General features: G+C 65.6%; 14 protein-coding genes. All 14 read left to right on the forward strand.

The features are described 5' to 3' along the window. Window positions 1-13 precede the first annotated feature (13 nt). The 14 genes from BLQ85_RS00190 (at window position 14) to hflX (ending at window position 14,704) form a co-directional block, all read left to right on the forward strand. Entirely contained in the window at window positions 14-1,048 is a 1,035-nt protein-coding gene (locus BLQ85_RS00190; protein WP_074574074.1) for an RluA family pseudouridine synthase, read from the forward strand. Window positions 1,049-1,170: 122 nt separating this feature from the next. Then, window positions 1,171-2,004, forward strand: coding sequence for an SMC-Scp complex subunit ScpB (gene scpB / locus BLQ85_RS00195; protein WP_074574075.1), 834 nt, complete (start codon window positions 1,171-1,173; stop codon window positions 2,002-2,004). 3 nt (window positions 2,005-2,007) lie between these two features. Continuing rightward, a complete protein-coding gene (locus BLQ85_RS00200) occupies window positions 2,008-3,615 on the forward strand; it encodes a pseudouridine synthase (protein ID WP_074574076.1) in 1,608 nt (535 codons plus the stop codon). 125 nt (window positions 3,616-3,740) lie between these two features. Further along, entirely contained in the window at window positions 3,741-4,166 is a 426-nt protein-coding gene (gene ndk, locus BLQ85_RS00205) for a nucleoside-diphosphate kinase (protein WP_007871196.1), read from the forward strand. 81 nt (window positions 4,167-4,247) lie between these two features. Beyond that, the gene (rlmN, locus tag BLQ85_RS00210) at window positions 4,248-5,396 is read left to right on the forward strand and encodes a dual-specificity RNA methyltransferase RlmN (protein WP_007871198.1); all 1,149 of its coding nucleotides are present in this window, start codon (window positions 4,248-4,250) and stop codon (window positions 5,394-5,396) included. Then, entirely contained in the window at window positions 5,393-6,211 is an 819-nt protein-coding gene (gene pilW, locus BLQ85_RS00215) for a type IV pilus biogenesis/stability protein PilW (protein ID WP_074574077.1), read from the forward strand. Before rlmN ends, pilW begins: the two co-directional genes overlap by 4 nt. Further along, the gene (locus BLQ85_RS00220; RefSeq protein ID WP_083336675.1) at window positions 6,204-7,259 is read left to right on the forward strand and encodes a helix-turn-helix domain-containing protein; all 1,056 of its coding nucleotides are present in this window, start codon (window positions 6,204-6,206) and stop codon (window positions 7,257-7,259) included. Before pilW ends, BLQ85_RS00220 begins: the two co-directional genes overlap by 8 nt. Beyond that, the gene (gene ispG, locus BLQ85_RS00225) at window positions 7,259-8,536 is read left to right on the forward strand and encodes a flavodoxin-dependent (E)-4-hydroxy-3-methylbut-2-enyl-diphosphate synthase (RefSeq protein WP_007871203.1); all 1,278 of its coding nucleotides are present in this window, start codon (window positions 7,259-7,261) and stop codon (window positions 8,534-8,536) included. Before BLQ85_RS00220 ends, ispG begins: the two co-directional genes overlap by 1 nt. Before the next feature lie 5 nt (window positions 8,537-8,541). After that, on the forward strand, window positions 8,542-9,891 hold the full coding sequence (hisS, locus tag BLQ85_RS00230) for a histidine--tRNA ligase (RefSeq protein ID WP_074574078.1): 1,350 nt from the start codon (window positions 8,542-8,544) through the stop codon (window positions 9,889-9,891). Window positions 9,892-9,986: 95 nt separating this feature from the next. After that, a complete protein-coding gene (locus tag BLQ85_RS00235; protein WP_074574079.1) occupies window positions 9,987-10,679 on the forward strand; it encodes a YfgM family protein in 693 nt (230 codons plus the stop codon). After that, complete coding sequence (gene bamB, locus BLQ85_RS00240) at window positions 10,676-11,830, forward strand: outer membrane protein assembly factor BamB (protein ID WP_074574080.1); 1,155 nt, start codon at window positions 10,676-10,678, stop codon at window positions 11,828-11,830. Before BLQ85_RS00235 ends, bamB begins: the two co-directional genes overlap by 4 nt. Before the next feature lie 31 nt (window positions 11,831-11,861). Further along, window positions 11,862-13,205, forward strand: a complete 1,344-nt coding sequence (der, locus tag BLQ85_RS00245; protein ID WP_074574081.1) for a ribosome biogenesis GTPase Der — start codon at window positions 11,862-11,864, stop codon at window positions 13,203-13,205. Window positions 13,206-13,256: 51 nt separating this feature from the next. Continuing rightward, complete coding sequence (hfq, locus tag BLQ85_RS00250) at window positions 13,257-13,526, forward strand: RNA chaperone Hfq (RefSeq protein WP_074574082.1); 270 nt, start codon at window positions 13,257-13,259, stop codon at window positions 13,524-13,526. A 44-nt stretch (window positions 13,527-13,570) separates the two neighbouring features. After that, complete coding sequence (hflX, locus tag BLQ85_RS00255; protein ID WP_254779688.1) at window positions 13,571-14,704, forward strand: GTPase HflX; 1,134 nt, start codon at window positions 13,571-13,573, stop codon at window positions 14,702-14,704. The last annotated feature ends 23 nt before the right edge of the window (window positions 14,705-14,727 follow it).

The raw sequence follows: 14,727 nt of genomic DNA on the forward strand, positions 1-14,727 counted from the left end.
ATCGACCTTCTTGATGACTGATTCAGAACAAAGCAAATTGATTATATCGGCCGCTGCTGCGCCCGAAAGCGTCCCGGACGAGGCCCAGGAGGAGGGGGATACAGCAGCCGAGATGGAGTTGCGGCAGGTGACGGTGCCCGCGGAGAGTCACGGCAGCCGGCTTGACCGCGCTTTGGCCGCCATTGTGCCCGAGTTCTCGCGCACTTATCTCCAGCAATTGATCGAAGGCGGCATGGTGAAGCTGGCCGGTGCGCCGGCGACCAAGGCTTCGGCCAAGGTCAAGGCCGGGGATGCGCTCCTGATCGAATTGCGCCCCACGCCGCAAAGCCAGGCTTTCAAGCCCGAGGCCATGGCGCTGGACATCGTGTTTGAAGACGCTTACCTGATGGTGGTCAACAAACCGGCAGGGCTGGTGGTGCACCCCGCACCGGGCAACTGGAGCGGAACCCTGCTCAACGGCCTGCTGGCGCATGACCCCCAGGCCGTGTTCCTGCCGCGCGCCGGCATCGTCCACCGCCTCGACAAGGACACCAGCGGCCTGATGGTGGTCGCCCGCCAGCGAACGGTGATGGACCAGCTGGTCGGCCTGATCGCCGCCCGCGAGGTAAGCCGGGAGTACGTGGCCCTGGCCCACGGTGCCTGGCAGGGCGCAAAGACCCGCCAGGTTGACGCCCCCATAGGCCGTGACCCGCGCAACCGGCTGCGCATGGCGGTGGTGGACCTGGAGAAAAACGCCGGCAAGACGGCTTCCACGGTGGTGTCGCTGCTGCAAAACGCCGGCAAGCACTGCCTGGTCAAGTGCAAGCTGCATACGGGGCGCACCCACCAGATCCGGGTCCACATGGCGCTTCTGGGCCATCCGCTGGTGTCCGACGAACTCTATGGCGGGACACCCGCCGCGGGCCTGGGCCGCCAGGGCCTTCATGCCTGGCGCCTGGCCTTCAGCCACCCCGTCACAGGCAGGGCCATGGAATTCCGGGCCGAGCCGCCCGCCGACCTTCAGGCCGCCATTGCCGGTTTGGGCCTGATATACAATCAAATTCAGTAGTCTCCAGCTACCTGCACCATGGCTCCTGACCAGGAGATTGCGCATGGATGCATGCGCGAACAAGCGCCGAACCCACGTTTTCCCGGCCTTTTTTTCCGCCCTTTTTCGGAACGACCACAATCATGAATACGACGGATGCAAAGCGCGTCCTCGAAACAGCACTTATTTGCGCGCAGCAACCGCTGCCACTGCGTGAAATGGGTGTGCTGTTCAACGGGGTACTGACTGCCGACAGCCTCAAGCTGGTACTTGAAGAATTGCAGAATGACTGGTCGGGCCGCGGCGTGGAACTGGTGCACGTCGCGACCGGCTGGCGCTTCCAAAGCCGGCCCCAGATGCGCGAGTACCTGGACCGGCTGCACCCGGAAAAACCGCCTCGCTACAGCCGTGCGACGCTGGAAACGCTGGCCATCATCGCCTACCGCCAGCCCGTAACGCGCGGCGACATGGAAGACATTCGCGGCGTGACGATCAACAGCATGATTCTCAAGCAGCTGGAGGACCGCGGCTGGGTCGAGGTCATAGGCCACCGCGAGACCGTCGGGCGGCCCGCGCTGTACGCGACCACCCGGCAATTCCTGGACGACCTGGGCGTCGAGTCGCTGGACCAGCTTCCCGTCATGGAAAGCAGCGGCGCAACGCCGGCCGCGATGCTCGAGCAGATCGAATTTGGAATGGCCGGGGGCGCGGACGGCGAGGCGCAGCTGGAAGGCCTGGAGCTTGCCGCGCAGGCGCAGGATCCCGCCTTTGTGGAGGACCCAGCCGACGTGAGCGAATCCCCGGAACCGGACGCTGTGAGCGAAGCCCATGAACCGGCCGGCGACGCCGAGGCGGCTGACATTGAAGTGCCCGAACCCGTGGAAGCGGCGGCCGAGGCCTCGCAGACCCAGGCTCCCGGTGACGGTGATGCTGAGGCTTCCGGGCAGGATGACGTCGATTTCCCCGTACGAATGTAAAAAATGACCCAACAAGATCCTCCCGTCTCGCAACCCGTGGACGTGCCCACTGGTGAAGACCAGGCCAAGACGCTGCCCCAGGAGCAGCCCGCGCAGGAGGCTCCCGAGCTGATCACGCCGGCGCAAACCGATGCGCCGCCGCCCGCGCGGCCTGCCAGGGGACGCAACGCCGCCCCTGCTCCCGCCGCCGGCGCGATACGCTTTGAAGACGTGGTGACGGGGCAGTTTGACGCCGACGAGGAGGACGTCGCCCTCGCACCGCCCAAGCGCGTGTTGTCACCGCAGCCCGAAACCCCCAAGCTGCACAAGGTGCTGGCGCAGGCCGGCCTGGGTTCGCGCCTGGAGATGGAGCAGCTGATTCTGGAAGGGCGGATTTCCGTCAATGCCGAGCCGGCCCACATCGGCCAACGCATCCAGTTCGGCGACACCGTGAAAGTCAACGGCAAGCCCATCCGCGTGCGCATAGACCCGCCTCCGCCGCGCGTGATCGCCTATCACAAGCCCACGGGCGAAGTCGTCACGCACGACGACCCGCAGAATCGCCCAACGGTTTTCCGGCGCCTGCCCAAGCTGTTCCAGGGTAAATGGCAGTCGGTGGGGCGGCTTGACTTGAATACCGAAGGCCTGCTGCTGCTGACCAGCTCCGGCGAGCTCGCCAACAAGCTGATGCACCCGCGCTTCGGCCTGGAGCGCGAGTACGCGGTCCGCGTGCTGGGCGCCCTGAACAACGAAGAGAAAAACCGCCTGCTCGACGGCGTGACGCTGGACGACGGCGTCGCCCAGTTCGGCTCCATCGAGGCTGGCGGTGGCGAAGGCGCCAACTGCTGGTACCGGGTCACGATTTCCGAAGGGCGCAACCGCGAAGTGCGGCGCATGTTTGAGGCGGTCGGCCACGCCGTGAGCCGCCTGATCCGCATCCGTTACGGGGCCATGGTGCTGCCGCGCGGCCTCAAGCGCGGTGCGTTTGTTGAGCTGGACGAGCGCGACATCTGGGCCCTGACCAATGCCGTGGCGCGTTCCGAGTCCCGCGCCGATCCGCGTGCAGCCACTGCGGGCCCCCAGGCGGGCGCGCCGGGCGGCGAAGGCGGCGAGCCGCGCCAGGGGCGGGGCCCGCGCAGGAACGAGCGGCCGCGCGGCGGGCGCGACCGCTTTGCGTCGCCACCGGCGGAGCTTTCTTCCGGGGCCGCCGCGCAGGGCGGTGCCGACCAGGAGCCCGACGACTCGCAGCCGCCGCTACCGCGAAACGATTCCGCGCCTCGCGGTAACCGGCGCCGTGGCGGAAAAGGCCGCGGCCAGGGCGGCAATGCCGGTCCCGGCCCCCGCAACGGGCCGCCCCCCGGCAATGGCATGCAGGGGCAAAAACGGCGTGACGACCGCGGTGACCGCGGCGACAAGCTTCCCGGCGGCGCCCAGCCTGATCCCATGAAAACCTCGTTCGGCTATATAGGCGCGGACACCTTTACGCGGCAACGCCAGGGTCAAGGCCAGCAGCGCCGCGGCGGCTCTGGCATGGGCGGCGGCGGCAATGCCGGCGGCCAGCGCCGAGGGGGCGGGGGCGGAAACCGGGGTGGCGGCAATCGCGGCGGTGGAAACCGTGGCGGAAACCGCTGAGCACCGCAGAAGCACTTTGAATCACAGGGTTGATCTGCGGTAGAAAGCCCGCAGGTTAAAATCATGGGCTTTATTCAATTTTTGAATAATTTAAAAATCCAAAAAATCTCAGTTAAGGAACTTTCATGGCTATCGAACGCACCCTCTCCATCATCAAACCCGACGCAGTGGCCAAAAACGTGATCGGCCAGATCTACGCGCGTTTTGAAGCCGCCGGCCTGAAGGTTGTGGCAGCCCGCATGGCCCACCTGTCGCAAGGCGAAGCCGAGGCTTTCTACGCCGTGCACAAAGAGCGTCCCTTCTTCAAGGACCTGGTGTCCTTCATGATTTCCGGCCCGGTCATGATCCAGGCGCTGGAAGGCGAGGGCGCCATCCTGAAGAACCGCGACCTGATGGGCGCCACCGACCCGAAGAAGGCCGCTCCCGGCACCATTCGCGCCGACTTCGCTGACAGCATTGATGCCAATGCCGTGCACGGCTCCGACGCCGCGGAAACCGCCAAGGTGGAAATCGCCTTCTTTTTCCCCGGCATGAACGTCTACTCGCGTTAAACCCATGTCCGACCCCATGCTTCGCTACCCTTTGCCGGGGCTGTCGCTTGCCTGGGGCGGTTCAGCCGCTTGCTTGCTGCGATGACGGCCAACCTCCTTGACTTCGATCTCGATGGTTTGGCCGCCTTTTGCGAGCGGCTCGGTGAAAAACGCTTTCGCGCCACCCAGCTTTTTCGCTGGATCCATCAAAAAGGGGCGACCGATTTCACGCAGATGACGGACCTTGCGAAGTCCCTGCGCGAAAAGCTCACCGGTTCGGCCCATATCCAGGGACCCAAAGTGGTCTCCCGCCACGATTCCGCCGACGGCACCGTCAAATGGCTGTTTGACGTCGGCGCAGGCGATGTCATTGAAACCGTTTTCATCCCGGAAACCGACCGCGGCACCCTGTGCATTTCCTCACAGGCCGGCTGCGCTGTGGGCTGCCGTTTCTGCTCAACGGGCCACCAGGGCTTCAGCCGCAACCTGACCACCGGGGAAATCATCTCCCAGCTGTGGTTTGCCGAGCACTTCCTGCGCCAGCACCTGGGCCGCGAAGAGCGCGTGATCTCCAATGTGGTCATGATGGGCATGGGCGAGCCGCTGCAAAATTACGGACAACTGGTTCCGGCCCTCAAGGTCATGCTGGACGACCACGGCTACGGCCTGTCGCGGCGCCGCGTGACGGTGTCCACCTCCGGCGTGGTGCCCATGATTGACCGCCTTGCGGGCGACTGCCCGGTGGCCCTGGCCGTCTCGCTGCATGCGCCCGAAGACGCGCTGCGCGACAACCTCGTGCCGTTGAATAAAAAGTACCCCATCGCGGAGTTGCTGGAGGCCTGCACCCGCTACCAGGCCTCGGCCCCCCGGGACTTCATCACCTTTGAATACTGCATGCTGGACGGCGTGAACGACCAGCCCGCGCATGCGCGCCAGCTGGTGGCGTTGGTCCAGGCGCACGCGGCGCGCGGCCTGTCCTGCAAATTCAACCTGATTCCCTTCAACCCCTTTCCGGCCTCGGGCCTGAAGCGTTCCGACATGCCGCAGGTTGCCGCATTTGCGAAAATCCTGATGGACGCGGGCATTGTGACCACGGTGCGCAAAACCCGGGGAGACGATATCGATGCGGCTTGCGGGCAACTCGCGGGCGACGTGCAGGACCGCACGGGTGTGGAACAGCGCATGGCCGCCCAGCGGCAAGGTATGCTCGGGGGAATTAAAGTCGTTGTGGCCAAGGGGATGGGTGTATGAGGTTTTTCTCCAATGTGATCTGGTTGCCGGCGTGTGCGCTGGTCTTGATGCTGGCGGGATGCGCCAACCAGCAGGGCGCTGCCGGTGCGGCCGGGGCTTCCAGCAGCCGTAGCGACATCGTTACCGAATCGGACGAGCCCGACGGCCGCCGGCGCGCGCGGCTCAGGCTTGAACTGGCCTCAGGCTATTTCGAGCAGGGCCAGACCAATGTGGCGCTCGATGAAATCAAACAATCGCTGCAGGCCGACCCGAGTTTCGGGGATGCCTATAACCTGCGCGGCCTGGTGTACATGCGCCTCAATGACATGCCCATGGCCGAGGACAGCTTTCGCCGAGCACTCGCGCTGAATGCGCGCGATGCGGACGCGGCGCACAACTACGGCTGGCTGATGTGCCAGCAAGGGCGCTACAACGATGCCCTGCGCATGTTCGGCCAGGCGTCCTCCAATCCCAACTACGGGGGCCGGGCCAAGACGCTGATGACGCAAGGGGTCTGCCAGGTTCGCGCGGGGCAGCGCGCCGAAGCCGAGCAAAGCCTCATGCAGTCCTACGAGCTGGACGCGGGCAATCCCGTCACCGGCTACAACCTGGCCCATCTTTTGTATGAGCGCGGTGAACTGACCCGCGCCCAGTTCTACATTCGCCGGATCAACAACAGCGACCTGGCCAACGCCGAAAGCCTGTGGCTGGGCATCAGGACCGAACAAAAGCTGAACAACCGGAGCGCAGTGCTGCAGCTGGGCGACCAGCTGAAAAAACGTTTTGCGCAGTCCCGCGAAGCGGCGGCCTACGAGAAGGGCGCTTTCAATGAGTGAGCTTGACCCGGTACCCCTGGGGCCTTCGAGCAACGAAGCGGCGCCCTCCGGCTTCAGCCACAGCGGCATGCCGGCTCCCGGTGCGACGGCGGGTAGCCTGCTGCGCGAGGCCAGGGAGACTGCGGGCATACACATTGCCGCGCTTGCGGTGTCGCTCAAGGTTCCCGTGAAGAAACTCGAGGCGCTCGAACAGGACCGCTTCGACCTTTTGCCCGATGCGGTTTTTGTGCGGGCACTGGCCTCCAGCGTGTGCCGTACCCTCAAACTCGACGCAGCCCCGGTGCTGGGCCTTCTGCCCCAGACCAGCGCACCCAAGCTGATCTACCAGGGAACGAGCATCAATGCCCCGTTCCGCTCGCCGGGTGAAGGCCCCGGGCCTTCGATCTGGACCCAGGTTTCCAGGCCGGCCGTTCTGGCGGGCCTGCTCCTGCTGCTGGCGGCCCTGGTCCTGATTTTCCTGCCGGCCGTCAAGCAGGACGGCAGCAACGGCAAAGCCGAAACCGCCGACGCGACCCTGTCGCCGGGCAGTGCTGACGCGGGCAAGCCCTTGCCTGTGGCCATTGCCGGCTCCGGCCTTGCCAAGCCCGCCGCCCCGGCCGAGCCCTCCAATGCGTCCGATGCCGCTGCCGGCACCGCTGCGCCGGCGGCTTCTTTGTCCATCGCGGCACTTCCCCCGGCGGTGGTCAATCCCGCGCCACCAGCCGCCAGCGTTTCCGCGCCTGCCGCCGCCCCTGCGGCTTCGGCGGCGCCTGTGGCTCCGGCAGCGCCAGCCGCTCCGGCTCCCGTCGCCGCCGCCTCGCAGCCCATGCCAGCGGGCATTGTGACCTTCAGCGCCAAGGGCGAATCCTGGGTGGAGGTGACCGATGCCAGGGGCACGGTCGTGCTGCGCCGCACACTGACGGCCGGCGAGGTCGCCGGCGCATCCGGTGTATTGCCGCTGGCCGCCGTGGTCGGAAAGGCCGATCTGACGCAGGTCCAGGTGCGCGGAAAGGCCTTCGACCTGAATGCCGTCGCCAGGGATAACGTTGCCCGCTTCGAGGTGAAATAGTGCCGCAGGCCAGCCTTCCCATTGAGTCCGCCTTTCCCAAGGCGCGGCGCTCCCTCCAGGCGCAGGTCGCCTGGGGTTCGCGCATCGTCACCGTGGGCGGCGACGCGCCGGTGCGCGTGCAGTCCATGACCAACACCGACACGGTGGACGCCATAGGCACCGCGATCCAGGTCAAGGAGCTCGCCCTGGCGGGCTCCGAGATGGTCCGCATCACCGTCAACACGCCCGAAGCTGCCCAGGCCGTGCCTTATGTGCGCGAGCAGCTCGATCGCATGGGCATAGACGTGCCCCTGATCGGCGACTTCCATTACAACGGCCACCGCCTGCTCACCGACTATCCGGACTGCGCCCAGGCCTTGTCCAAATACCGCATCAACCCCGGCAATGTCGGCAAAGGCGACAAGCGCGACCGCCAGTTCGGCCAGATGATAGAAGTCGCCATGCGCTGGAACAAGGTCGTGCGCATAGGCGTGAACTGGGGCAGCCTGGACCAGGAATTGCTGGCCAGCCTGATGGACGAAAACAGCGCGCGCGCGGTGCCCTGGGATGCGAAGCAGGTGATGTACGAGGCCTTGATCACCTCCGCGGTGGAATCGGCCCAGCGCGCCGAGGAAATGGGCATGCCGCGCAGCCAGATCATCCTGTCCTGCAAGGTCAGCGGCGTGCAGGACCTGATCTCGGTCTACCGCGAACTGGCCCGGCGCACGGACCACGCGCTCCACCTGGGCCTGACCGAAGCGGGCATGGGCACCAAGGGCACGGTGGCCTCGGCCACGGCGCTGTCGGTTCTGCTGCAGGAGGGCGTGGGCGACACCATACGCGTCTCCCTGACCCCGCAGCCGGGCGAGGCCCGCACCCAGGAAGTGGTGATCGCTTCCGAGATCCTCCAGGCGCTGGGCCTGCGTACTTTTGTCCCCAGCGTGACGGCCTGCCCCGGATGCGGCCGCACCACCAGCACCACCTTCCAGGAACTGGCCAAGCAGATCGACGACTTCCTGCGCGCCCAGATGCCCGTCTGGCGCGAGCAATACCCCGGCGTCGAAGGGCTCAAGGTCGCGGTGATGGGCTGCATCGTCAACGGCCCGGGCGAGAGCAAGCATGCCGACATCGGCATCAGCCTGCCGGGCTCCGGCGAAGCACCGGCCGCGCCGGTGTTCATCGACGGCGAGAAAAAGCTGACCCTGCGCGGCGACAACATCGCGCAGGAGTTCCAGGTCATCGTTGAAAACTACATTGAAAAACGCTTTGGCACGCACGCCGTCGCTGAAGCTGTCTGACACCCATGGCTGAAAAAACAGTTGCCGCCGCGGCGGAGAAGCCCGCTTTGGCGAAGACGGAAAAACTACTGGCCGTCAAAGGCATGAACGACATCCTGCCGCCCGAATCAGCGCGCTGGGAATGGTTCGAGGCCAAGGTGCGCGCGCTGATGGCGCGTTATGCCTACGCCAATGTGCGCACTCCCATCGTCGAGCCGACGGCGCTGTTTGTGCGCGGCCTCGGCGAGGTCACCGACATCGTCGAAAAGGAGATGTATTCCTTCGTGGACTCGATGAACGGCGACAGGCTCACGCTGCGCCCCGAGGCCACGGCCGGCATCGTGCGCGCCATGGTCGAGCACAACGCGCTGTACAACGGGCCCATGCGGGTCTGGTCGGCGGTGCCGCTGTTCCGCCACGAAAGGCCGCAAAAGGGGCGCTATCGCCAGTTCCACCAGATCGACGTCGAGGCCCTGGGCTTTGCCGGGCCCGATGTGGACGCCGAGCAGATCCTGATGTGCCGGGCGCTGCTGCGCGACCTGGGCATTCCCATGGAGCACGTGCGGCTTGAGCTCAACAGCCTGGGCCAGCCGGCCGAGCGCATGGCGCATCGCGCCGCGCTGATTGCGCACTTCGAGGCGCATGCCGACGTGCTCGACGAAGACGCCAGGCGCCGGCTGCACAGCAATCCGCTGCGCATCCTGGACACCAAGAATCCCGCCATGCAGGCCATCGTCGAAGCGGCGCCGCAGCTGATGGACTTCCTCGGCGAAGCCTCGCTAGCCCACCTGAACGCAGTGCGCGCGGTGCTCGACGCTGCAGGGCTGGCCTACCGCATCAACCCGCGCCTGGTACGCGGTATGGACTACTACAACCTCACCGTGTTCGAGTGGATCACCGACAAGCTCGGCTCGCAGGGCACGGTCTGCGGCGGCGGGCGCTACGACGGCCTGTTCGAGCAGCTGGGCGGCAAGCCCACGCCGGCAGTCGGCTGGGGCATGGGCGTGGAGCGCATGCTGCTGCTGCTGGAGGCGGTCGGCGTGCTGCCGCCCGACAACGCGCCCGACGCCTACGCCATCCTGCCGTCGGCACTGGCCTTGCCCGCCGCCATGGCGGCCTGCGAGGCCCTGCGCGGCGCCGGCATCAAGGTGCAGATGCACGGCGGCACGGCCGAGGGCATGGGCAGCATGAAATCCCAGTTCAAGAAAGCCGACGGCAGCGGCGCGCGTTATGCGCTGATTTTCGGCGACGACGAACTGGCCCAGGGCCGGGTCGCCGTCAAGCACCTGCGCGGCGAAAAAGACCAGGCTCTGCAGGCCCAGGCGCTCCAGCAGCTGGACGATGTGGCGGCCTGGGCCCACACCCTGCGCGGCTGAACCGGCCTGCCGCGCCCGGCGGGGCGCCTCTCGCTGGCCTCTACAATCACCCCAACTCAATCCGCGCCGTCACCGGGCAGAACAAGAAGACTTTTATGGCAAAACACCTCGATTTGGAAGAACAGGAACAGCTTGACGAGCTCAAGCACTTCTGGAAACAGTACGGTGACATGATCACCTGGGCGCTGATTGTCGTGTTGGGCGCCTTCGCGGCCTGGAACGGCTACCAGTACTGGCAGCGCAACAAGGCGGCGCAGGCCGCGGTCATGTATGAAGAGGTCGAGCGTTCCGTGCAGTCGGGCGATGTCGCCCGGATTGACCGTTCCCTGGCCGACATGAAAGAGCGTTTCAGCGGAACCGCCTATGCCCAGCAGGCCGGCCTGCTGGCTGCCCGGGCGTACTACGACAAGGGCAATGTCGACGCTTCGCGTGCCGCCCTGAACTGGGTGGCTGAAAAAGCCTCCGACGAAGGCTACCAGGCCATTGCGCGCCTGCGCCTGGCGGGCCTGCTGCTTGAGAAGAAGGCCTACGACGAGGCGCTCCAGCAGGTTTCGGGCAGCTTCCCCAAGGGTTTCACGGCGCTGGCCGCCGACCGCCGCGGCGACATCTTCGCCGCCCAGGGCAAAAAGGCCGAAGCCAAGGCGGAGTATGAGAAGGCCTACAAGGAGCTCGACGAGCGCGCCGAATACCGCCGTCTCGTCGAAGTCAAACTCAATGCGCTGGGTGTAGACCCGGCCGCACAGGCCAAATCCGCAACCGCAGCATCGACTACCGAGGTGAAGAAATGATCCGTCCGTCTTTCAGGCCCCTGGCCCATGCCGTGCGAGTGCCGGCCCTCATCCTGCTGGCCGCCGCCGTGGGTGGCTGCTCGATGTTCGGCAGCGGCCCCGCCAAGCCGCAGCCCGCAGAACTCCAGCCGGTAACGGCCCTGGTGTCGGCCCGCCAGACCTGGACCACGCGCGTCGGGCAGGTGAATTTCCCGCTGGATACCGGCGTTGCCGGCAACAGCGTGGCGGTGGCCAGCGGTGACGGCACCGTCGCCCTGATCGACGCCCAGACCGGCCGTGACGTGTGGCGCCTTGCGCTCAACACGCCGCTGGCGGCGGGTGCCGGCAACGACGGCAAGGTCGTGGCCGTGGTCACCAAGGCCAATGAAATCGTCGCCCTGCAGGACGGCCGTGAAATGTGGCGCCAGAAGCTGGGCGCCCAGGCCTTCACCGCGCCTTTTGTGGCCGGTGCGCGCGTGTTTGTGCTGGCGGCGGACCGCTCGGTCAGCGCCTTTGACGGGCAGACCGGGCGCAAGCTCTGGGCCCAGCAGCGCCCCAATGAGCCCCTCATCCTGCGCCAGTCCGGTGTGATGCTGGCCGTCGGCGACACCTTGGTGGTGGGCCTGGCTGGCCGCCTGGCGGGCCTGAATCCTTCCACCGGCAGCATCCGCTGGGAAGCCCCGATCGCGACGCCGCGCGGCATCAATGACGTGGAGCGCCTGGTCGACCTGGTCGGGCACGTCAGCCGGCAGGGTGACGTTGTCTGCGCGCGCGCCTTCCAGGCCAGCGTCGGCTGCGTCAATGCCGCGCGCGGCAACCTGCTCTGGACCAAGCCCGCCAATGGCGTGCAGGGCCTGGACGGCGACGACCGCTTTGTGTTCGGCACCGAAGCCGACGGCAACGTAATTGCCTGGCGCCGCACCGACGGCGAGCGCGCCTGGACCACGGACCGCCTGCGTTACCGCGGCCTGACCGCGCCGCTGGTGGTGGGGCGTTCCATCGCCATCGGCGACTTCACCGGTTACCTGCATCTGCTGTCGCGTGAAGACGGCTCCCTGCTCAACCGCCTGCCCACCGACGGCACAGCCATCGCCGCCACCCCCGTGCTGGTGGGCAATACGCTGATTGCCGTGACCCAGGGCGGCGGCGTTTACGGCTTCCAGCCCCAATAAGGGGCCGTGCGGCCCCGCCTGAAACTGATTGATGAAACCTGTCATTGCGCTAGTCGGCCGCCCCAATGTGGGCAAGTCGACGCTTTTCAACCGGCTGACCAAGACGCGGGATGCGATCGTGGCCGACTTTGCCGGCCTGACGCGGGATCGTCATTACGGTAACGGCAAGCTGGGGCCTCACGAGTACATCGTGATCGACACCGGCGGCTTTGAACCCGACGCCGCCTCCGGTATCTACAAGGAAATGGCCAAGCAGACGCGGCAGGCGGTCGCCGAGGCCGATGTGGTGGTTTTTGTGGTCGATGCCCGCGCCGGACTCAACGCGCAGGACCACGACATCGCCAAATACCTGCGCAAGCTGGGCAAGCCCACGGTGCTGACGGCCAACAAAGCCGAAGGCATGACCGAAGGCGTGCAGCTGTCCGAGTTCTTCGAGCTGGGCCTAGGCGAGGTGCTGCCGGTTTCCGCCTCGCACGGCCAGGGCATGCGTACGCTGGTCGACACGGCGCTGGCGCCGCTCAACCTGCCCGACCCGGAAGAAGAGCCTGAGCCGCAGGATCCCTCCGTCATCCGCCTGGCCGTGGCGGGACGCCCCAATGTGGGGAAATCCACGCTGATCAACACCTGGCTGGGCGAAGAACGCCTGGTGGCCTTTGACCTGCCCGGCACCACCCGCGACACCATTTCGGTGCCGTTTGAGCGGGCAGGGCAGAAGTACGAGCTCATAGACACCGCCGGGCTGCGCCGCAAAGGCAAGGTTTTTGAGGCGATTGAGAAGTTTTCCGTCGTCAAGACCCTGCAGGCCATTGAAAACGCCAATGTGGTGCTGTTGCTGCTGGACGCCACCCAGGGCGTGACCGACCAGGATGCCCACATCGCCGGCTACATCCTGGAAAGCGGCCGCTCCGTGGTGGTGGCCGTCAACAAGTCGGATGCGGTGGACTCCTACCAGCGCGAGCTGCTGGAGCGCTCCATCGAAACCCGGCTGGGTTTTCTGAAGTTCGCCTCCATCCACGCGATTTCGGCCATCAAGCGCCAGGGCCTGGGCCCGGTCTGGAAGTCCATCGTGCAGGCCCATGCTTCGGCCAACCGCAAGATGTCCACCCCGGTGCTGACACGGCTGCTGCTCGAGGCGGTGCAGTTCCAGCAGCCCCAGCGTTCCGGTGTGTTCCGCCCCAAGCTGCGCTACGCCCACCAGGGCGGCATGAACCCGCCCATCATCATCATTCACGGCAACTCGCTGGAACATGTCACCGAGTCCTATAAACGCTACCTGGAAGGGCGTTTTCGCAAGGAGTTCGACCTGGTCGGCACCCCCTTGCGCATCCAGATGAAAAGTTCGCACAACCCCTTTAAGGACAAGGAATCGGCCTAGGACTACATGACCCGGCGCTAGCGCTGTGGTAAGGTCAGGTTCTATTAACTTTTGAACACGGAAAATATCGTGAGCAATAACAAAGGCCAGCTCTTGCAGGACCCATTTCTCAACACCTTGCGTCGCGAGCATGTTCCTGTCTCCATCTATCTCGTCAACGGGATCAAATTGCAGGGCCAGATCGAGTCTTTCGATCAATATGTGGTTCTGCTTCGCAACACCGTGACCCAAATGGTCTACAAGCATGCGATTTCCACCATCGTTCCCGGCCGCGCGGTGAATTTCGCGACCAGCGAGTCTGAAGAAAGCCCCGCCAGCTGAGTTCGTCCGATGCTCCGGTGAAACCGAAACCCCTTGTGCTTCTCGTGGGGGTGGACCTCGGTTTCCCGAACTTTGATGCTGATCTGCAGGAACTGGGTTTGCTCGCGCAAACAGCGGGCCTGCAACCGGTTGCGCGCGTCACCTGCAGGCGCAAGGCGCCCGACGCCGCGCTTTTTATCGGCAGCGGCAAGGCCGACGAAATCAAGCTGCTGGCGCTGGACACCGGCGCCACCGAAGTGCTGTTCGACCAGTCCCTGAGCCCGGCCCAGCAGCGCAACCTTGAACGCCACCTCGATATGCCGGTCAACGACCGGACCCTGCTGATCCTGGAAATCTTCGCCCAGCGGGCGCGCAGCCACGAGGGCAAGCTGCAGGTCGAGCTGGCCCGGCTGCAATACATGTCCACGCGCCTGGTGCGCCGCTGGTCCCACCTGGAGCGGCAAACCGGCGGCGCCGGCGTGCGCGGCGGCCCCGGCGAAAAGCAGATCGAGCTCGACAAACGCATGATCGGCGACGCCATCAAGCGCACCAAGGAGCGCCTGGCCAAGGTCAAAAAGCAGCGGCAAACCCAGCGCAAGCAGCGCGAGCGCCGCAATTCCTTCACCATCTCCCTGGTGGGCTATACCAACGCCGGCAAGTCCACGCTCTTCAATGCGCTGGTCAAGGCGCGCGCCTATGCCGCCGACCAGCTGTTCGCCACGCTGGACACCACCACGCGCCAGCTCTACCTGGGCGACGCCGGGCGCTCGGTCTCGCTGTCGGATACCGTGGGTTTTATCCGCGACCTGCCGCACGGCCTGATAGACGCCTTCGCGGCCACCCTGCAGGAAGCCGCCGACGCCGATTTGCTGCTGCATGTGGTGGACGGCGCCAATCCCGACTACCTTGAACAGATCGAGCAGGTGCAGCGCGTGCTTTCAGAGATAGGTGCGGCCGACGTGCCGCAAATACTTGTCTTCAACAAGCTGGACGCCATTGAAAAGGACAGCTTGCCCCTGCAACTGCAGGACATGTTCGAGCTCAGGGATGCGTTTGAGGGTTCCAGCCGCAGCGCTGAACGGGTGTTTGTGAGCGCCCGGACAGGCGAGGGCCTGCCGCTTTTGCGTGCCTTGCTGGCTGCCTGCGCGGCCAACCCGCCGGCCGAGGAAATCCCCCTGGCCGCCGAGGACCTTGTCTGATATGGCGAATTCATTAGGCACAA

Source organism: Polaromonas sp. JS666, from assembly GCF_900103405.1.
Lineage (GTDB): Bacteria > Pseudomonadota > Gammaproteobacteria > Burkholderiales > Burkholderiaceae_C > Polaromonas.

Coding starts and splice junctions, on each gene's coding strand:
- BLQ85_RS00235 (WP_074574079.1), top strand. CDS start 9,987: ATGGCAAAACACCTCGATTTGGAAGAACAGGAACAGCTTGACGAGCTC.
- ndk (WP_007871196.1), top strand. CDS start 3,741: ATGGCTATCGAACGCACCCTCTCCATCATCAAACCCGACGCAGTGGCC.
- hisS (WP_074574078.1), top strand. CDS start 8,542: ATGGCTGAAAAAACAGTTGCCGCCGCGGCGGAGAAGCCCGCTTTGGCG.
- scpB (WP_074574075.1), top strand. CDS start 1,171: ATGAATACGACGGATGCAAAGCGCGTCCTCGAAACAGCACTTATTTGC.
- rlmN (WP_007871198.1), top strand. CDS start 4,248: ATGACGGCCAACCTCCTTGACTTCGATCTCGATGGTTTGGCCGCCTTT.
- bamB (WP_074574080.1), top strand. CDS start 10,676: ATGATCCGTCCGTCTTTCAGGCCCCTGGCCCATGCCGTGCGAGTGCCG.
- pilW (WP_074574077.1), top strand. CDS start 5,393: ATGAGGTTTTTCTCCAATGTGATCTGGTTGCCGGCGTGTGCGCTGGTC.
- BLQ85_RS00220 (WP_083336675.1), top strand. CDS start 6,204: ATGAGTGAGCTTGACCCGGTACCCCTGGGGCCTTCGAGCAACGAAGCG.
- BLQ85_RS00200 (WP_074574076.1), top strand. CDS start 2,008: ATGACCCAACAAGATCCTCCCGTCTCGCAACCCGTGGACGTGCCCACT.
- der (WP_074574081.1), top strand. CDS start 11,862: ATGAAACCTGTCATTGCGCTAGTCGGCCGCCCCAATGTGGGCAAGTCG.
- BLQ85_RS00190 (WP_074574074.1), top strand. CDS start 14: ATGACTGATTCAGAACAAAGCAAATTGATTATATCGGCCGCTGCTGCG.